This is a genomic window from Nonomuraea sp. AD125B (assembly GCF_041402765.1).
In the GTDB taxonomy this organism is placed as follows: Bacteria; Actinomycetota; Actinomycetes; order Streptosporangiales; family Streptosporangiaceae; genus Nonomuraea; species Nonomuraea bangladeshensis.
In genome coordinates this window covers 36,975-55,653 of record NZ_JBGLOU010000018.1, presented here as the reverse complement: position 1 = coordinate 55,653, position 18,679 = coordinate 36,975, and the positions used below count along the sequence as shown (strand labels likewise).

The following is an 18,679-nucleotide window of genomic DNA, read 5'->3' as shown; positions in this document are numbered from 1 at the left end:
CGGTCGATCACATGGGGGTGGCGGTGGACCAGTTCGTGCTGCTCATGCTGGTGCTGCTGGGCGCGCTGATCACCGTCCCGCTCGGCGACCGGCTGGGGCTGCCCGCCCCCGTGCTGATGACCCTGCTCGGCATCCTCATGGCGATCCTGCCCTTCGTGCCCAACGTGAACGTGCCGCCCGGCATCGTCCTGCCCCTGCTGCTGCCGCCGCTGCTGTACGCGGCTTCGCGGGGCACGTCGTGGCGGCAGTTCGCGGCCCAGTGGCGGCCGATCTTCCTGCTGGCCGTGGCACTGGTGTTCGTGACGACGGCGGTGGTGGCGGCGGTCGCGCACGCCCTCGTGCCCGGCCTGCCGCTGGCCGCGGCCGTGGCGCTCGGGGCGCTGGTCGCGCCGCCCGACCCGGTCGCCGCGACGGCGGTGGCCGGCCGGCTCGGGCTGCCCCGGCGCATGGTGGCGCTGCTGGAGGGCGAGGGCCTGTTCAACGACGTGACCGCCATCGTGCTCTACCACGTGGCGATCGCGGCCGCCGTGACCGGCACCTTCTCCTGGCCGGGGGCGCTGGCGGAGTTCGCGCTGTCGGCGGTGGTGGCCGTGCTGGTGGGGCTCGGGCTCGGCTGGCTGAGCTCGAAGCTGATGGACCTGCTCGGCGACGCCACGCTGCAGGTGGGGCTGTCGCTGCTGGTGCCGTTCATCAGTTACGCGCTGGCCGACGAGCTGCACGGCTCCGGCGTGCTGGCCGTGCTGACCAGCGCCTTCTTCCTCGCCGACCGGACCGTCGACGCCGACGACGTGATGGGCAGGTTCGCCGCCCGTACGTTCTGGCAGGTCGTGGAGACGCTGGTCACGGGTGTGGCGTTCGGGCTGATCGGGCTGGAGCTGCACACCGTGCTCGGCATCGAGGCGGACCGGCTCGGCCCGCTGCTCGGCTGGAGCGCCGCCGTCGTCGCGGCCGTGGTGCTCGTCCGGCTGCTGTGGCTGCTGCCGGCGGCCTGGGTGGCCAAGAAGACGGAAGGGCGGCGGCACGAGGACAGCGAGATCCCGCTCAGCTGGCGCGAGACCGTCGTCATGTGGTGGGCGGGCATGCGCGGGGTGGCGTCGGTGGCGCTCGCGCTGGCCATCCCGCTCACGCTGGCCGACGGCTCGCCGTTCCCCGAGCGGTCGGCGATCGTGTTCATCTCGTTCGCGGTCATCCTGGTCACGCTCGTCGTGCAGGGGCTGACGCTGCCGTGGCTGGTGTCGCGGCTCGGCGTCCAGGCCGACACCGCGGCCGAGCGGGAGCTGGAGAAACGGCTGGCGCGCGCCGCGGCCAAGGCGGCCAAGCGGCGGCTGCGGGAGATCGACGAGGCCGAGGACCTTCCCGAGGACGTGCTGGAGCAGCTCAACCGGCGCATGCTGGGGTTCGGGCCGCGGATCAGCCCGGAGGCGGGCGAGGAGGAGCGGCGGGAGGCGTACGAGGCGCGGGCGCAGCGCGTCCGGCTGGTCCGCCGGGTGCAGGACGAGATGTTGTCGGCCGCCCGCCAGGAGGTGCTGGAGGCCCGCCGCGACCCGCGCGCCGATCCGGCCGTGGTGTCGCGGGTGCTGCGCAGGCTCGACGTGTGGAGCCTGCGTTAGACGTGACCGTGTGTCACCGGCCGTTCCGAAGGGTAGTCAATCTTCATGTTGCGCATCGGCACCTGGAGGTCGGCCGGCACCGCCGACCTCGTCGCCTGCGGGTGGCGCGACAGCGGCCCCGGCCCGTCGGAGCCGGGCATCAAGCTCATCTTCTCGGTCGGCGGCCAGGTGCCGCACTTCCCCGGGCTGCGCGCGGGCACCCGGGTCGCCCGGGGCGCCGAGGAGATCGCCGGGCAGCTCTTCCGGGGCATGGACGTCGTGCTCATCGAGCCGGGCTCCTGCCCGGCCGCGCCGGTGATGGCGGCCGGGATGTGGCACTACGGCTGGACCGGCGACGACCTCGGCGCCCTCGCCGGGGCGGCGGTGGCGGGGCTGGCACTGGCCGCGCAGCCGGGCCCGTGCGCGGTCGAGATCGGCCGCGACGGCCGCAGCTCGCTCGACGGCCACGTGACGGCAGCGGCGGTGCGAGCGGCGCTCGCCGACCGCTTCGCCGGCGGCCGCTACCGCACGCCACAGGTGACGGTGCCGCTCGACGCGGTCCGCCTCAGCCAGGAGGCCCCGCGCCGGGTCCGCATCGCGCCCATGGCGTAACGTCGCCATGAAAGCCCAGGTGGGCTGATCCGTGCGGGAAGGGGCGGCTGCGGGTGTTCGAGGTCAGGGAGCTGCGCGAGATCGCGGAGTTCGAGCGGGTCGACGCGCTGTTCGAGGCCATCTGGCGGTTCGGGCCGGGAGCTCCGCCGGTCACGGTGGAGCTGATGCGGGCGCTGACGCACGCCGGCGGGTACGCCGCCGGCGCGTTCGACGGCGAGCGGCTGGTGGGGGCGTCGGTCGGGTTCCTCGCGGAAGGGGCCGCGCTGCACTCGCACGTCACGGGCGCGGTCGCGCCCGGCGCGGGGCACGCGCTCAAGCTGCACCAGCGGCGCTGGGCCGCCGAGCACGGGCTGGAGCGCGTCACCTGGACCTACGACCCCCTCGTACGCCGCAACGCCCACTTCAACCTACACAAGCTGGGGGCGCGGCCGATCGCGTACCTACCGGACTTCTACGGCGTCATGACCGACGCGATCAACCGCGGCGACGAGTCCGACCGGCTGCTGACCGAGTGGCCCGTCCAGGACTCCCCCGCCCCGGCCCGTGACACGGGGGACGCGGTGGTGGCGCTGGCGGACGAGGGCGGGCGGCCCGTCACCGGGTCATCGGACGCCGATACGGTGCTGGTGGCGGTGCCGGCCGACATCGGGCGGCTGCGCGGCGCCGACCCGGGCGCCGCCAAGTCCTGGCGGCACGCGGTGCGCGAGGTGCTCGGCGGGCTCATGGCAGAGGGCCGCGCCGTGACCGGGTTCCGCGGCAGGACCTACTACGTTGTGGAGAGAGCGTGAAGATCACTGGAGTCGAGCTGCGGCGCATCGCGATGCCGCTGGTGGCGCCGTTCCGTACCTCGTTCGGCACCGAGACCTCCCGCGACGTCCTGCTGGTGCGGGTCGTGACGCCGGAGGCCGAGGGCTGGGGCGAGTGCGTGGCCATGTCCGACCCGCTCTACTCCCCCGAGTACGTCGACGGCGCCGCCGACGTGATCCGCCGCTTCCTGCTGCCCGCCCTGCCGGCGAACCTGGACGCCAACACGGTCGGCCGCGCACTCCACCCGATCAAGGGGCACCGCATGGCCAAGGCGGCCCTGGAGACCGCCGTGCTCGACGCGCAGCTCAGGGCGTCGGGCGAGTCGTTCGCCGGGTTCCTCGGCGCGTCCCGCACGCGGGTGCCGTGCGGGGTGTCGGTCGGCATCATGGACACGATCCCGAGGCTGCTCGACGCCGTCGCGGGCTACCTGGACGAGGGTTATGTCCGGATCAAGCTGAAGATCGAGCCCGGCTGGGACGTCGAGCCGGTGCGCGCCGTGCGCGAGCGCTTCGGCGACGACGTGCTGCTCCAGGTCGACGCCAACGCCGCCTACACCCTGGCCGACGCGCCCCGCCTGGCCAAGCTGGACGCCTTCGACCTGCTGCTCATCGAGCAGCCCCTCGCCAACGACGACCTCGTGCAGCACGCCAGGCTGGCCCGCCGGCTGTGCACGCCGATCTGCCTGGACGAGTCGATCGAGTCGGCCGAGCACGCCGCCGCCGCGATCGAGCTCGGCTCGTGCTCGATCGTCAACATCAAGCCGGGCCGGCTCGGCGGCTACCTGGAGGCGCGGCGGGTGCACGACCTGTGCCGGGCGCACGGGGTCGCGGTGTGGTGCGGCGGCATGCTGGAGACCGGCCTCGGCCGGGCGGCGAACGTGGCGCTCGCCGCGCTGCCGGGCTTCACGCTGCCGGGCGACACCTCCGGGTCGCGGCGCTACTTCGCGACCGACGTGACCGAGCCGTTCGAGCTGGTGGACGGGCACCTGGAGGTGCCTGCCGGGCCGGGGCTCGGCGTCGAGCCGCTGCCGGAGGTGCTGAAGGAGGTCACCACCTCCACCGAGTGGATCGCCCGCTGAGCGCTCAGGCCGTCCTGGGGGTGGCGCGGGCGCCGAAATGCACGTACGGGGAGCCGTCCGGCAGCTCGTAGAAGACGGCGGACGCCCAGGCGGGGCCGCCGCGCGGCCGGCCGACGAACGTCGCCTCGTCCACGGCCACCAGGTCGAACTCCTCGGGCTCGGCCAGGTCGGCCAGCTCCCCCGTGGTCTCCAGGCGCAGCCGCAGGCCGCCGTCGCGGACGGTCACCGTCATGCGGTGGCCGGTCCGCTCGTACACGCCGGCGTGGCGGGCGGCGTCCACCTCGACCGGCGTGGCGGGCGGTTCGGGCGCGGGCGGCACGGTGAGGCCGTCGAGCTGGGCGAACAGCTCCGTCGCGACGGCCCGGGTGAACGCGCCGGAGTGGCCGCCGTTGGCGGTGACGCACACGATCGTGCCGGTGCCGGGGACGGCCCAGAGCATGGCGTGCTGGCCGATCGTGTTGCCGCCGTGGGAGATCACCCGGTGACCGTCCCACTCGTCGAGGACCCAGCCGATCCCCCACTGGCGGCCCAGCGTGTGCGGGTTGGGGATGTCCACCTGCGGCTCCCGCATCGCGGCCGGGTCGGCGAGCAGGCCGCCCTCCAGGTGGGCGCGGGCGAAGGCGACGACGTCGGCGGGGCGGGCGCAGATGAGCCCGGCCGGGCCCATGGCCCGCATGAGGCCCCAGCGCGGGGCGGGCGCGCCGCCGTCGAGGTGGCCGGTCGCGGCGCGGAAGCGGAGCACGTCCTCGGGCAGCGTCCAGGTGTGGGTGAGGCCGAGCGGCTCGGCAAGCTCGTCCCTGACCAGGTCGTCCCAGCGCTTGCCGGTCAGCCGCTCCAGCATCCGGCCGGCGATCACGAACCCGGCGTTGCAGTAGGACTGGGTGGCGCCGAGCGGGTGGTTCTGAGGCAGGTCGGCGCAGGCGGCGACGTACTTCGCCACGCAGTCGTCGCCGCGGCCGGTGTCGAGGAACAGGTCGCCGTCGATGCCGCTGGTGTGGGTGAGCAGGTGGCGGACGGTGACCGCCGCGCTGACCTCCTCGTCGGCCACCCGGAAGTCCGGCAGCACCTCGCGCACCGGGGTGTCCAGGGTGAGCCGGCCGCGCTCGGCCTGCAGCATGAGCAGGGTCGCGGTCCACACCTTGGTGATCGAGCCGATCTGGAAGAGCGAGTCGGGGGTCGCCTCGACGCCGGTGGCGGCGTTGAGCGTGCCGGCCGCGAGCTCGGTCAGCTCGCCGCGATGCAGGCAGGCCAGCGCCGACCCGGGCACCTCGTACGCGGCGATCAGTTCGGCGAGCCTGCTGCGGTCCATGACGTCGGCCACGCGGGGTCCTCTCCTCGGGGGAATAATGCGTTGCGGTCACGTGCTGATCACCGCACCATGGTCCTCATGTTCCCGCACGTTCGCCCCGTGACGCCCGCACTGCCGGGCGCCTGCGAGCGTGCCCGCGGCGGCCTGGAGCGCTGACCTCTTCCCGTGAGTCCCGAGGTGACCCGGCGGGGGGAGGTCGTCAGCCCCTTCGGACGGGTCACACACCACACCGGGCAGTCGAGGAAGGAACCATGGCCAAGCAGGCCTACGTACGCAACAAGCCGCATCTCAACATCGGCACGATGGGGCACGTCGACCACGGCAAGACCACGCTGACCGCGGCCATCACGAAGGTGCTGGCCGAGCGGGGGCAGGCGACGTACACGCCGTTCGAGCGGATCGACCGCACCCCGGAGGAGGCCTCCAGGGGCATCACGATCAACATCTCGCACGTCGAGTACGAGACCGACACCCGCCACTACGCCCACGTGGACATGCCGGGCCACGCCGACTACGTGAAGAACATGATCACGGGGGCGGCGCAGCTCGACGGCGCGATCCTCGTCGTGTCCGCGCACGACGGCATCATGCCGCAGACCCGCGAGCACGTGCTGCTGGCCCGCCGGGTCGGCGTCGAGCACCTGGTCGTGGCCGTCAACAAGGCCGACGGCGCCGACCCGGAGCTCACCGACCTGGTCGAGCTGGAGCTGCAGGACCTGCTGGCCGCGCACGGCTACCGTGACGTGCCGATGGTCCGGGTGTCCGGGCTGCGGGCGCTGGAGGGCGACCCGGTCTGGACCGCCTCCGTGGAGGCGCTGCTCCGGGCCGTGGACGAGCACATCCCCGTGCCGGTCCGGTACGTGGACGCGCCGTTCCTCATGCCGGTCGAGAACGTGCTGACGGTCACCGGCCGCGGCACGGTCGTCACCGGCGCCATCGAGCGCGGCTCGGTGCGGGTCGGCGACACGGTCGAGGCCGTCGGGTTCGGTGACGGGTTCACGGCGGTCGTGACGGGCGTCGAGACGTTCGGCAAGACGATGGAGCGGGGCGAGGCCGGCGACAACGCGGCCGTGCTGCTGCGCGGGGTCCGCCGCGAGCAGGTGCGGCGCGGCATGGTGCTGGCCGAGCCGGGCAGCCAGCGCGAGCGTACGTCGTTCCGCGCCCGCGTCTACCTCCTGACGCCGGAGGAGGGCGGACGGCGGCGGCCGATCGCCTCCGGCTACCGGCCGCAGTTCTACCTGCGGACCACGGACGTGCCCGGCGAGCTGCTCCTGGACGGGCCCGCCGAGCCGGGCGAGACCGTCGAGGTCGCGGTCGAGCTGGGCCGGCCGGTCGCGCTGGAGCCGGGGCTCGGGTTCGCCGTCCGCGAGGGCGGGCTGACGGTCGGCGCGGGCACGATCCTCGCCGTCTGACTCGCCCTGGGTGCCGGGGCCGGGTCCCGCCGTTCATGGCGGGGCCCGGCCCCTTGGCGCGTTCAGGCCGGGGTGAAGCGGAGCGTGAACGTCGCCGGGCGGGCGTACAGGTCGTAGCGCGGCAGCGGTCCTGGCCCGCAGGTGGCCGTGCCGATGCCCTGGTGGGCGAGGTCCAGGTGCAGGTGGACGCGGTCGCCGGGCGTCAGGTCGGGGCGGTGCCGGGCGGCGGCCAGCTCGGCGGTGCTCCAGCGGCGGGCGGTCAGCCCGAAGAGCGGCTCGCCGGAGACGCGGAACGGGCCGAGGTCGGCCCAGCGGACGTCGGCGCGGTGGCCGTTCTCCTGCGGGCGGACGTACGGGGTCTGCAGCTCCTCGATCGTGGCGCTCCAGCGGCCGACGCGGGCGGCGAGGCCGGTGTCGGGGTACGCCTCGCCTGGGCCGCGGCCGAACCAGGTGATCCGGTCCACGGCCGCGCCGGGCAGGGTCATGGTGAGGCCGAGGCGCGGGATCGGGTCGCTCCAGTCGCCCTCGGGCTCGACGTCCACGCGCAGCAGCAGCGCGCCGTCGTCGGCGGCGGTCCACCGGTAGGCCGCCCGCATCCCGAGGTCGCCGGCGGCGGGGGCGACGCGGGTGCGTACGGTCAGGGTGCCGCCGTGCCGTTCGACGGCGTCCGTGCGGTGGGTGAGGCGGTGCAGGCCCAGGGCCCGCCAGCGGGCTTCGAGGCCGCTGTAGCGGTCGTTGTCGGTGGGCGCCCGCCACAGGTCGAGCCGCGGCCCCTCCACCTCCACGCCGAACAGCCGGATCAGCCGCCCGCTGCGATCCTCGAACTCGGCGCCCGAAAGCGTGGCGGCGGTTCGTCCGGCCGGCGCCGGCGGGTCCGAGGGGAGGCGGGTCTGGGACCAGGCGACCTCGTGGCCCGCGGGGGCCCAGGGCTGGTCGGCGGCGAGCAGGGCGCGGACGGTCAGCCAGCGCTCCCCCGGTCCCGCCGCCGCGCCGGGCAGCCGCACCTCGCCGCCGTCCGGCGGCACCTCCAGCGGGTGCTCGGCGACGACCTCCCCCTCCACCTCGACGGTGGCGGTGAACCGCAGATGGGACAGGTCGCGGAAGCCGTGCCCGTTGACGACCCGCGCCACCCCGCCCTCCGCCGCGAAGGTGATCCTGACCGGCTCGAACGCCTTGTTCAGGTCGAGCAGCCCCGGCGAGGGCGTACGGTCGGGGAAGACGAGCCCGTCGATGACGAAGTTGCCGTCGTGCAGGGGCTCGCCGAAGTCGCCGCCGTAGGCGAAGTCATGGGCGGGGTGCGCGATGCCGTGGTCGATCCACTCCCACACGAACCCGCCCGCGAGCCTCGGGTAGCGCTCGAACAGCTCCTGGTACTCCGCCAGCCCGCCGGGCCCGTTGCCCATGGCGTGGGCGTACTCGCACTGCAGGAACGGCATCGCGCGCCGCCGCGCGTCCAGTGCGGGGTCCTCGAGCGGGTCCTCCTCGCCGCGGCCGATGGCCTCGACCTCGGCGTGGGAGGCGTACATGCGGGAGTAGACGTCGGTGTGGGCGCACGAGCGGTCGCCCTCGTAGTGGAGGGGCCTGGACGGGTCGCGCTCGCGCGTCCAGGCGGCCATGACGCCGAGGTTGCGGCCGACGCCGGCCTCGTTGCCGAGCGACCACATGACGACGCTCGGGTGGTTCTTGTCCCGTTCGACCATGCGGCGCATGCGGTCGAGCAGGGCGGCCTCGTAGCGGGGGTCGTCGGTGGGGTTGCCGCGCCAGCCGACCCGTTCGAAGCCGTGCGTCTCCAGGTCGCACTCGTCGATCACCCACAGGCCCAGCTCGTCGCACAGGTCGAGGAAGGCCGGGTGCGGCGGGTAGTGGCTGGTGCGGACGGCGTTGACGTTGTGCCGCTTCATCAGCAGCACGTCCTCGCGCATGGTCTCGCGGGTGACGGCGCGGCCCCGCCGGGGGTCGAACTCGTGCCGGTTGACGCCCTTGAGCAGTAACGGGCGGCCGTTGGCGAGCAGCGCGCCGTCCTCGATGGAGACGGTGCGGAAGCCGACGCGCAGCCGTACGGTCTCCTCGGGGAAGGTGACGGTGGCGTCGTACAGGCGCGGGGTCTCGGCCGTCCACGGCTCGGCGGCGACCCTGACCTCGACGCCGGGCTCCAGCCCGGCGACGCCGAGCTCGGGCAGGTCGAGCCGGCCGCCAGCCCCGTCGAAGCTGAGCCGGCCGTCGTGCGTGGCGTGCACGAACACGTCGGCCGCCGAGCGGGTGAGCGTGACGTCGCGGAAGATGCCGGGCAGCCACCACATGTCCTGGTCCTCCAGGTAGCTGGCGGCCGACCACTGGTGCACCCGCACGGCCAGCACGTTGCGTCCTGGACGCAGCCAGGGGCCCGCGTCGAACTCGGCGGGCAGCCGGCTGCCGGTCCAGAAGCCCAGCTCGTGCCCGTTGAGCCAGACCCGGGCCAGGGAGTCGGCCCCCTCGAACCGCAGCCGGCCGCCGCTCCAGCCCTCGGGCAGGTCGAAGACGCGGCGGTGGTCACCGGTGGGGTTCTCGTCCGGCACGTACGGCGGATCGACGGGGAACGGGTAGACGACGTTGGTGTAGGCGGGGGCGCCGTGGCCGTGGAGCGGCCAGTGCGACGGCACCGGCAGCTCGGCCCAGCCGGAGTCGTCGTAGCCGGGGTCGGCGAAGTCCTCGGGCGCGTCGGCCGAGGGCGACAGGCGGAAGCGCCAGGTGCCGCCGAGGTCGAGGGAGGGGGCGTCGGAGCGGAGGGCCGCGCGGGGGGCGAGCAGCCCGGAACCGGGGGCGAAAGTCACGAGTTCCATCGACGCGAGCCTAGAACGTCACGGACGTTCGGGGCAGTCGCCGACTTCCCCGTGGGCCGAGCCCCCGCCTGGCGGGCGGGGGCTCGGCGGAGGGTGCGGTGCGTCAGGCGGCGGCCTTGGCGGTGAGGGACACCGTGGCCTGGCGGGTGACGCCGTTGACCGTGACGGCGACCGTGACCTGCCCCTTGCGCAGCGCGGTCAGCGTCCCGGTGGCCGGGTCGAGGACGGCGACGTGCCACGGCTTGGCCGCGCCACGCGCCCCGACGTGCAGGTTCGGCGAGCCGGACCAAAACGCCGACGCCGGGTAGGCGGCGGGCACGGTCCGCGTCCCCTGCTTGACCACGGCGCTCACCTGCGCGGGCGTGCCGACCGCGACGCTGCCTGGCGCGGTGAGGACGAGCTCGTCCACGTGCGGCTGGACCTGCGCGCCGATCCAGGCGGGCGCGTCCACGAACCAGTTGCGCCGCACGTGCTCGGCCTCGGTCCGGGTGACCGGGTCGACGCCCCACAGCGACCAGCCGGTGAACCCGCCGTCGTCGGCCGCGGTGGCGGGGTTCTTGCCGGAGTTGCCGTTGATGAAGTACGGGACCGCGTCCACGTGCGAGGCGTGGAAGGTGCCCACGTGCGCCCCGATGTAGGCGGCTCCCTTGCCGGTCTCGCGCTGGAAGTCGGCGAGCCAGCCCTCGACCAGCGCGGCCTCCTTGCGGTCGCCGAGCTGGCTGCCCTTGCCGGGCGTGGGGTCGCGCGGCGGCACGTGGAACAGCACCGCGACCGAGCCCACGGAGCCGTCCTTCGCGGCCTTGTCCAGCTCGGCGCGCAGCGCCGCGACCTGGTCGTAGCCGCCGCCCCGCAGGGTGAGCCTGGAGGTGTCCAGCGTGATGAACCGGGTGCCCTTGTGGTCGAACGTCCGGTACGTCGCCCCGAACGCGTTCGTGAAGTTGGCGATGGCGCCGCCCATGACCTCGTGGTTGCCGGGGACGTAGTAGTAGGGCAGCGCGCCGCCCAGCTCCTCGTCCAGCACCCGCTTGGCCAGCGCGAAGTCCTCCGGCGACGCCTCGTCCACCAGGTCGCCGTTGATGACGAGGAAGTCCGGCCGGGCGGCCTTGATCTCGCGCAGCGTGCGGCGGGCGTTCTTCACGATGTCGCTGTCGGGGTCCCTGGCGACGAACTGCGCGTCGGACATGACCGCGAAGCGCCACGGCATCTCCGCCACCGACGCCTTGACCACGGGGTCGGCGACCTTGGGCGCGGCCGGCGCGGTCACGGTCGGCGGCACCTTCGCGACGAGCCCGTCGATGAGGATCTCGTTGGTGTATTTGGCGTCCGCCTTGGTCTCGGCGACGTAGAAGCGCCGCAGCTTGAGCGGGTAGTTGACGCCCGCGGGCACGGCGAACTCGACGTACTGCCAGCCGGTCCACGTCATGTACGGGCCTCGCAGGATCTGCGACTGTCCGAGCGCGTCGTAGAACTCCAGGCTCGGCCACTCGCCCTTGCCGGTGGAGTGGATCCACAGCCCGAACGCCTGGGGCTGCCCGTCCACCACGATCTGCTGCGGCGGGCTGGCGTAGGCGGCGCGGGTGGCGGTGGAGGTGGTGAAGTCGTAGGACAGCTTCAGCGCGTTGCCGCTCCGCCCGGGGGCGGCCGACAGCGAGCCGGTGGCGCGGGCCGCGGCGAACGTCCACGTGGCCGCGTCCTCGAAGTCGGCGACCGGCTTCTCCTCGAACCCGACGGTCACCGGCACGGCGGTGGTGATCTTGCCGACCTTGGCGGTGATCAGGCCGGAGCCGGTGGTCTTCTTCGCCTTGACGGTGAAGTAGCCGTGCTCGGAGGGGGTGACCTCCAGCAGGGCGCGGTCGTAGTCGAGGGTGAGATCGGCGGGCTCGACGGGGGCCGAGTTGCCGTTGCGGTCGTAGCCGACGACGCCGAACGTGGCGGTGCCGTCGGCGCCGGAGATGCCCAGCCGGTCGGCGGTGGCGCCGAGCCGCTCCAGCGGCTGGAGCACGGTCAGCTCGATGGTGCCCTTGGCGGCGCCGCGCGAGGCGGTGACGGTGGTCTGGCCGGGCACGAGGGCGTGGAACCTGCCGTCGCGGACGACGCCGTGCACGGCGGGCTGGGCCCGCCAGGACGGCGTGCCGGCGGCCGGGCCGTAGGTCTCGTCGTAGCCGGCGGCGGTGAGTTTCCTGGTGAGGCCGGGGAAGACGCGGTCGGGGCGGCCGCCCGCGACGGGGCCGACGCCGGGCGCCTTGGCCGGGTCGCTCGCGGTCTCCAGCCAGAAGCCCTTGAGCTTGCCGCTGCCCTCGGGCGCGTACAGGGCCAGGCCGTTCGGCACGTGCCGCTCGCCGCCGTCGGAGGGGCTGTTCTCGACCTGCACGGCGGCCGAGCCCGGCTCGCGGGCGAGCATCGTGGAGGAGCCGCCGCCGTCGAGGTTGAGCGCGTTCGCGGCGCCGAGGTCGGCCATCATGGCGGCCAGCTCGTTGAGCGTGACCCCGCGGCTGTCGGCCTGCCGGCCGTCCACGGTGAGCAGGTGCATCGTACGGCCGTCGGCGGAGAAGCCGACGGCGGTGCGCGGGTGGGCTGCCTGGTCGGTGCTGTTCTGGACGACGCCGTCCTTGACCAGCACCCAGTTGCCGCCCACGGCGGCCTGGACCGCGCCGCCGTCGTCCGGCTTGGGCCGGTACGTGACGTCCACGCGGTCGCCGGCCTTGAGCGCGGCCACGGCGGCGGCCCCGGCGTCGCGGCCGAGCAGGACGGTGGTGCCGGCCGGGATCGGCCCGTCGCCCGCGGCGTTGCGTACCTCGGTGACGACGCCGTCCACCAGGACGGCCTCGGCGACGGCGGTGGCGCCCTCGACGGCGCGGGCCCGCGTGTGCGAGCCCCACAGCGGCGTGAACAGGCCGGTCCCGTCGCGCTGCACGAGCTGGTTGAACTGGGTGAGCTTGATCGGCGAGCCGCCGGCCGGGGTCGCGGTGCCCTCGAAGTACATCTTGAGCACCCGGCCGACGCCGTCGCCGGTGATGGCGACCGCGTTCTCGTGCCCGGCGACGGGCGACTGGACGAGCGTGCCGTTCTGGACGCCGATGCCCTGGGCGGCGCCGGAGTTGTTGATGTCGAAGAAGTCGCCGTTGACGGCGGCGACGGCGTGGCTGCGGCCGGCCGGGCCGGACAGCGGCTCGGTCTTGGTCACCTCGCCGGAGAAGACGTAGTCGGCCCGGTTGCCGCCGCTGCCGCCGCCGAGTTCGGCGGTGATGGCGTCGGCACGCAGCCAGCCGAGCTCGTCGTAGGTGTCGAACGAGGTGAGCGAGATGCCGGGCGCGACCGGGCGGGTGCGCTTGGCGGTCTCCAGCCGCCGCTGTTCGGCGGCGGCCCGGGACAGCAGCGTGGACGGGGGCGGATAGGACGACGCCTGGAGGGCGTCCTCCACGGGTGGGGCGGGGTCGGCCTGCGCGGGCGCGGCGGTCAAGGCCAGGGGGCTTAACGCGAGCGCGGCGGCGGCCAGCATTCGGAGGGTCTGCACGACCGAACTCAATCGCTCGCGGATATAACTTTCAAGACCGAAGAGTGAACTAAAAGAAAATTTCAGATCTTGGGGGTGCGCTCACGCGGGCGCCTTGATCCGGACCAGCCGGTCGAAGGCCGCGTCGTAGGACGGTTCGAGCCAGTAGTCGGAGTGCCGTCGGGCCTCCGGCAGCGGCTCGCCGAGCGCCGGCCGGCGCGGGTCCCAGCAGTGGCGGTCCACCGGGTCGTCGCTCACCGGGCCGTGGGAGGCGGCGGCGAACGGGTCGAGCCGCCGGAAGACCGGCCCGCCGATGGGGTCGCTCAGCCGGTAGAGGTTGTGCCAGGGCACCGCGGCCCGGACCGCCGCCAGCCCCTCGGCGCCGAACCAGGCGGGGAAGAAGGCCGCGTACAGGCGGCGCAGCGGCGAGCCGTGGGTGAGCAGCGCGACCCGCCGCCGCAGCTCGGGCTTGAGCTGCAGCACCACCGCGGCGGCGATGACGCTGCCCTGGCTGTGGCCGGAGACGATCACCTGGTCCTGGTCGGTGCGGGCCAACCGGCCCACCCGCGCCACCAGCTCGGGGACGACGCGCTCGGCGTAGCAGGGCGGGCCGAGCGGGTGGACGGCGCGCGGCCAGAAGGTCGAGACGTCCCACAGGATGCCGACCGTCCTGCGCAGCCGGCCGTCGCGGTAGGCGCGCCGCCCGATGAGCACCAGCCCCACTCCGACGGCGACCAGCGCCCAGCTCCCGGCCGACGACAGCGCCCCGGCGAGGCCGCCCACCGGCGCGATCAGCCCGAACTGGCCGAGCGCGGTCGCCGCCGTGACCCCGGCCACCCCGACGCCGGTCAGCACGCCCAGCACGAGCCCGGCGCGGTCGGTGAGCGCGGCGCAGCTCCAGAGGGCGGCCACCGCCGGCGCATGGCGCTCGCCGTAGTAGTGGGCCAGCCGCTTCGCCAGCCGGTCGCGCTCGGTGCGGCCGGCCCGCCACAGGACGGCGGCGACGGCGAGCGCGGCGAGCGCGAGCAGCGGCACCACCGCGGCTCTCCACCAGATCGTGTCGTCGAGGAAGAGCATGACCGCCGGCGGCGCGAGCGCGGTCGGCGATCCGGGCTCGCCGAGGTAGCCGGCGGTCCAGAACAGCAGGCCGAGCGCCAGGACGTTGGCCATGCCCGCGGCGAGCATGAGTGCGACCCAGGCGCCCAGCCCACCGAGCGCGCGCCGCTCGGCGGGGTTGTGGCCGCGTGGCTGGTCCAGGATGGCGAGTGCGGCGACGGCGGCCAGCAGGAGCAGGCCGAGTCCGAGGACGAGGGTCTGCTGGAGTGTGCCGGCGCCGAGGCCGGGGAGTTGCCGCCCGGCCGCGCCCGGCCCGAGCCCGGCGAGGGCGGCGCAGCCGGTGGCGGCCAGCGTCAGCGCGGCGGCCGCCCGCAGCCCCCGGCACGACCAGGTGAGCCAGGCCGGCGCGGCGGCGCCGGTGTGCGGGTCGAGGCGGCGGGCGATCGACGGCAGCACGACCAGCGCCGCGGCGGCGACCTGGACGGCGGCGTTGGCGACGGTCAGCGCGAACCCGGCCCGGGTGGCGGCGAACGGCCCGGCCACCGCGAGCCCGACCGAGGCGGCCGCGAAGGAGACGTGCACCACGCGCAGCCGCCACACCGGCGCGCCGCCGTGCCACAGGCGCGGCCGGGCCAGGGGGATCGGCGAGTGCGGCCCGCCGCCGGGCGGGACGACGGTCTGCTCGTCGCGCTGCCAGGTGCGCCGCCCGAGCCACCACAGCAGCGCGACGACCAGCAGCGGCGCGAGCGCGGCGACGGCCAGCCGCCGCGACGGCTCCCCGGCCTGCGTCTCGGCCAGCCAGCGCGCGAACGCGGGCGCGCCGCCGAGGGTGCAGGCGCGGCCGGGCGCGGTGCACTGCCAGCCGAACAGGTCGACGCTCGCCCGGGTGACCGCGCCGACCAGCGTGCCGGTCAGCAGCAGCGCGAACAGCCGCAGCCCGGCCTCGGCGAGGCGGCGCAGCCACCTGCCGCGCGACGGCCTGGGCAGCATGAAGTAGGCCAGGTTGACCAGCGAGAACGGCAGCAGCGGCAGCCACAGGGCGAGCGTCCGGCCGCCGGAGGTGAGCCCGCCCCAGGCGTAGGCCTCCCGGCGGCGCACGCCGGGCACGTCGGCGTCGCCGCCGGCCGGGCGGCCCTCGGGCCACCAGCGCCGGTAGAAGCCCGTGACGCCGTCGCCGGCCACCCGCCAGGGATGGGGGTGGTGCAGGGTGGTCTGCGGCGGCGTGCCGTGCACGCCGTGCACGCGCAGCTCGGTGAGGCCGCCGCAGGTGTCGTCGAGGAAGCCGTCCATGGCACCAGCATCCTGTACTGGTGCTTTCACGTACAGTGACTATTCCATGACGTTATGCAAGGAGGGTTTACGACTTCGTGGCGCCGGCCGTGAGGCCGGTGACGAGGTGCCGCTGCACCAGCAGGAAGACCGCGCCGGCCGGGATGGCGATGAGCACCGCCGAGGCGGTCATCAGCCCCCAGTCCGACCAGTGCTGGCCGACGAACTGCTGCAGGCCCACGCCGAGCGTGCGCTTGTCCTCCTGCGACATGAACACCGTGGCGTAGCCGACCTCGCCCCAGGCGGTCATGAAGCAGTAGAACGCGGTCACCGCGATGCCGGGCCTGGCCAGCGGCAGCACCACCCGCCGGAACACCCCGAACGGCGTCAGCCCGTCCACCAGCCCCGCCTGGTCGATCTCGATCGGCACGGTGTCGAAGTAGCTCTTCATCATCCAGGCGCAGAACGGCACCGCGATCGTCATGTACGCGATCACCAGCCCCGGGATCTGGTTGAGCAGGCCGAGCCCGGCCATCAGGTTGTACAGCGGGACGATGAGGATCGCGACGGGGAACATCTGGGTGACCAGCAGCAGCCACATCACGCCCCGGTGGCCGGGGAAGCGGAAGCGGCTGACGGCGTACCCGGTGGTGGCGGCCAGCAGGACCCCGGCGACCATGGTGAGTCCGGCGGTCAGCACGCTGTTGAGCAGCCAGCGCGGGAACTCGGTCGCGGTCAGCACCCGGGCGTAGTTGTCCAGCGAGGAGTCGTCGAACAGGCGCAGCTCGCTCGACAGCCAGCCGTCGCGCGGCTTCAGCGAGGTCAGCACCAGCCACACGACGGGGAACAGGCTGATCGCCACCGCGATCAGCAGGCCCGCGTGCAGGCCGATCGAGGCGAGGGCGCCGCGCTCGCCGCGCGGCCGGCCCCCAGGTCCGTACGTGGTCACCAGGGATCTCCTTGCGAACGCAGCGTCCTTCTGTAGCCGGCGGCGAGCACGACCAGCATGAGCAGGATGATCACGCCCCAGGCGGCCGAGCCGGAGTAGTCGCGGATCCCGGTGAACGCCTCGCGGAAGGCGTAGGTGACGAGGATCTCCGTCTCGCTGCCGGGTCCGCCCCGGGTGACGAGGAAGATGATGGGGAACATGTTGAACGTCCAGATGGTGCCGAGCAGGATCACCGTGGACGACACCTGGCGCAGGCCGGGCAGCGTGATCGCGCGGAAACGCTGCCAGGGCCCCGCGCCGTCCACCTCGGCGGCCTCGTACAGCTCGGCCGGGATCGACTGCAGGCCGCCGAGCAGGGCCACCATCATGAACGGCACGCCGATCCACACGTTGACGGCGATCACCGCGACCTTCGCCGTGAGCGGGTCGTCGAGCCAGCCGACCGGGCCGAGCCCGGCCAGCTTCAGCATGCCGTTGATCACGCCGTAGTCGCTGTTGTAGAGGTAGCGCCAGACGAAGGCGGCCACGAACGCCGGCACCGCCCACGGCAGGATCAGCAGCACCCGGTAGACGGAACGGAAGCGCAGCTTCCTGTTGAGCATGACGGCGAGGGCCAGGCCGACGCCGTAGTGCAGGGCGACGCAGGCGACCGTCCAGATCACCGTCCAGAGGAGCTTGTCCCAGAACAGGTCGCTGGTGAGGATGCGCAGGTAGTTGTCCAGGCCGACGAACTCGTACGTGGACGGGATGACGTTGACGCCGATGGTGCGGCCGATGTTGGCCTCGGTGGCGTCGGTCAGCGACAGGTACACCCCGCGCGCGAGCGGCCAGCCGATCAGCACCAGCATCACGGCCAGCACCGGCGCGACCATCGCCCAGGCGTACCAGTGGGTCCCGAAGGAGCGCCGCAGCGGGCCTGGCCCGGCACGGCGGCGGCCGCGGGCGCCCGCGGCCGTCGCGTTCCTGGTGGAGACCGCCACCGGTCAGCTCCAGTCCTTCATGATCCCGTGGTACTGCTCGCTCACCTTCTTGAGCATGTCCGCGGGGGCCGACTTGCCGCCGACGAGGTCCTGGTAGCCCTCCAGCAGCGGCTGGAAGAGCTGGCCGCCCTCCGGGATCCACGGCCGCGCGACCGCGGTGTCCATGATCGGCTTGAACACGGCCACGTCCTGGTTGCCCTGGACGTCCGGGTCGGCGTAGGCGGAGGCGCGGGTCGGCAGCAGGCTGATCTCCTTGGCGATCTTCGCCTGGGCCTTCGCCGTCGTCATGAAGCGGACGAACTCGTAGGCCGCCGGGATGTTCTTCGAACCCGCGTAGATCGCCAGGTTCCAGCCGCCCGTGGGGGCCCCGGCCTTGACCGAGCCGGCCGGCACGGGGGCGATGCCGAGGTTCGCCTTGTCCTGGAACTCCTTGCCCTGGTAGATCTCCGACAGCGCCCACGGGCCGTTGTAGATCATCGCGGCCTTGCCCTCTTTCAGGGCTGTCATGGCGTTGGCGTAGCTCTCCGTGGTCGCGGGCTTCGCGGCCGCGCCGGAGCTGATGAGGTCGGCGACGGTCTGCATGGCCCGCACGTTCGCCGGGGAGTCGACGACGATCTTCTTGTTCTGGACGTCGAGCAGGTCGCCGCCCTCGCCGTACATGAAGGGGAGCAGGAAGTAGGAGTCGACGTTGAGCGCGAGCCCCTGCGCGCCCGTCTTGGCCTTGACGTCGAGCGCGGTCTGCTTCAGCTCGGCGACGGTCTTCGGCGGCTCCTCGTGGCCGGCCTCCTTGAGCAGCCGCTTGTTGTAGATGAGCGCGAGGGTGTCGGTCACCTGGGGGACGGCGTAGGTCTTGCCGTTGTACTTGGTGCTGCTCGACGGGCCCGGCAGGAAGTCGTCGGGCTGGTCCACCGCCCGGCTGCCGTCCAGCGGCTGCAGGTAGCCGAGCGAGGCGAACTGCGAGGTCCAGGCCACCTCGGAGCGGATCACGTCGGGCGCTCCGCTGCCCGCCTGGGCGGCGGTCTGGAACTGGTTCTGCGCCTGGTCCGACGGCACGTTCACATATTTGACCTTGATGCCGGGATAGGCGGCCTCGAACTCCTTGATGAGGGCCTGGAACGTGGGGCCCTCGCTGTCGGGCCGGGTCGTGTCCCACCAGGTCACCTCGCCGGTGATCTTCGCGGGGTCGGCCACGGAGGCTGCGGGTGCGGCCGGCTCGCCCCCTCCCCCGCCTCCGCCGCACGCGGCGACCGCCAGCGTCAGGCTCGCAAGGACGGTTCCGGCAGGTAAGAGTCGTCGCATGTCCTTC

At 73.7% G+C, this 18,679-nt stretch carries 12 protein-coding genes; 5 read left to right on the top strand and 7 right to left on the bottom strand.

Annotation, left to right across the window (positions count from 1 at the left end):
* Nucleotides 1–23 precede the first annotated feature (23 nt).
* Genes ACBR40_RS37780 through menC form a run of 4 tightly spaced genes read left to right on the top strand, consistent with a single transcriptional unit; the run spans nucleotide 24 to nucleotide 4,086 of the window.
* A complete protein-coding gene (locus tag ACBR40_RS37780; protein ID WP_371251804.1) occupies nucleotides 24–1,610 on the top strand; it encodes a Na+/H+ antiporter in 1,587 nt (528 codons plus the stop codon).
* A gap of 45 nt (nucleotides 1,611–1,655) precedes the next feature.
* Nucleotides 1,656–2,201 carry an acyclic terpene utilization AtuA family protein gene (locus ACBR40_RS37775; protein ID WP_329578763.1) on the top strand — a complete coding sequence of 182 codons (546 nt, stop codon included), beginning with the start codon at nucleotides 1,656–1,658 and terminating at the stop codon, nucleotides 2,199–2,201.
* Between the two features lie 53 nt (nucleotides 2,202–2,254).
* Nucleotides 2,255–2,989, top strand: coding sequence for a GNAT family N-acetyltransferase (locus tag ACBR40_RS37770; RefSeq protein ID WP_371251803.1), 735 nt, complete (start codon nucleotides 2,255–2,257; stop codon nucleotides 2,987–2,989).
* Nucleotides 2,986–4,086, top strand: a complete 1,101-nt coding sequence (gene menC, locus ACBR40_RS37765; RefSeq protein ID WP_371251802.1) for an o-succinylbenzoate synthase — start codon at nucleotides 2,986–2,988, stop codon at nucleotides 4,084–4,086. The genes ACBR40_RS37770 and menC overlap by 4 nt, the downstream gene beginning before the upstream one ends.
* A gap of 4 nt (nucleotides 4,087–4,090) precedes the next feature.
* Here menC and ACBR40_RS37760 read toward each other — a convergent pair whose 3' ends face one another.
* On the bottom strand, nucleotides 4,091–5,407 hold the full coding sequence (locus tag ACBR40_RS37760; RefSeq protein WP_371251801.1) for a serine hydrolase domain-containing protein: 1,317 nt from the start codon (nucleotides 5,405–5,407) through the stop codon (nucleotides 4,091–4,093).
* Between the two features lie 239 nt (nucleotides 5,408–5,646).
* On the opposite strand from ACBR40_RS37760, the gene tuf reads away from it, so the two are divergent.
* Complete coding sequence (gene tuf / locus ACBR40_RS37755) at nucleotides 5,647–6,807, top strand: elongation factor Tu (protein WP_364456301.1); 1,161 nt, start codon at nucleotides 5,647–5,649, stop codon at nucleotides 6,805–6,807.
* 62 nt (nucleotides 6,808–6,869) lie between these two features.
* Here the strand turns inward: tuf and ACBR40_RS37750 are convergent, their stop codons facing one another.
* The 6 genes from ACBR40_RS37750 to ACBR40_RS37725 all read right to left on the bottom strand — a co-directional run bounded on the left by ACBR40_RS37750 (nucleotide 6,870) and on the right by ACBR40_RS37725 (nucleotide 18,672).
* Nucleotides 6,870–9,626, bottom strand: coding sequence for a glycoside hydrolase family 2 TIM barrel-domain containing protein (locus tag ACBR40_RS37750; RefSeq protein WP_371251800.1), 2,757 nt, complete (start codon nucleotides 9,624–9,626; stop codon nucleotides 6,870–6,872).
* Nucleotides 9,627–9,729: 103 nt separating this feature from the next.
* Complete coding sequence (locus ACBR40_RS37745) at nucleotides 9,730–13,140, bottom strand: phosphodiester glycosidase family protein (protein ID WP_371251799.1); 3,411 nt, start codon at nucleotides 13,138–13,140, stop codon at nucleotides 9,730–9,732.
* An 81-nt stretch (nucleotides 13,141–13,221) separates the two neighbouring features.
* Nucleotides 13,222–15,465 (bottom strand): hypothetical protein, encoded by a 2,244-nt coding sequence (locus ACBR40_RS37740; RefSeq protein ID WP_371251798.1) that lies wholly within the window; start codon nucleotides 15,463–15,465, stop codon nucleotides 13,222–13,224.
* 67 nt (nucleotides 15,466–15,532) lie between these two features.
* Nucleotides 15,533–16,393, bottom strand: coding sequence for a carbohydrate ABC transporter permease (locus tag ACBR40_RS37735; RefSeq protein ID WP_344206029.1), 861 nt, complete (start codon nucleotides 16,391–16,393; stop codon nucleotides 15,533–15,535).
* Complete coding sequence (locus tag ACBR40_RS37730) at nucleotides 16,390–17,373, bottom strand: sugar ABC transporter permease (RefSeq protein WP_344206027.1); 984 nt, start codon at nucleotides 17,371–17,373, stop codon at nucleotides 16,390–16,392. The genes ACBR40_RS37735 and ACBR40_RS37730 overlap by 4 nt, the downstream gene beginning before the upstream one ends.
* Nucleotides 17,374–17,376: 3 nt before the next feature.
* A complete protein-coding gene (locus tag ACBR40_RS37725; protein WP_371251797.1) occupies nucleotides 17,377–18,672 on the bottom strand; it encodes an extracellular solute-binding protein in 1,296 nt (431 codons plus the stop codon).
* Between the last annotated feature and the right edge of the window lie 7 nt (nucleotides 18,673–18,679).

Bases quoted from the DNA above. Each gene is read 5' to 3' on its own strand.
- ACBR40_RS37775 (WP_329578763.1), top strand. From the start codon at position 1,656: ATGTTGCGCATCGGCACCTGGAGGTCGGCCGGCACCGCCGACCTCGTC.
- tuf (WP_364456301.1), top strand. From the start codon at position 5,647: ATGGCCAAGCAGGCCTACGTACGCAACAAGCCGCATCTCAACATCGGC.
- ACBR40_RS37750 (WP_371251800.1), bottom strand. From the start codon at position 9,626: ATGGAACTCGTGACTTTCGCCCCCGGTTCCGGGCTGCTCGCCCCCCGC.
- ACBR40_RS37740 (WP_371251798.1), bottom strand. From the start codon at position 15,465: ATGGACGGCTTCCTCGACGACACCTGCGGCGGCCTCACCGAGCTGCGC.
- ACBR40_RS37725 (WP_371251797.1), bottom strand. From the start codon at position 18,672: ATGCGACGACTCTTACCTGCCGGAACCGTCCTTGCGAGCCTGACGCTG.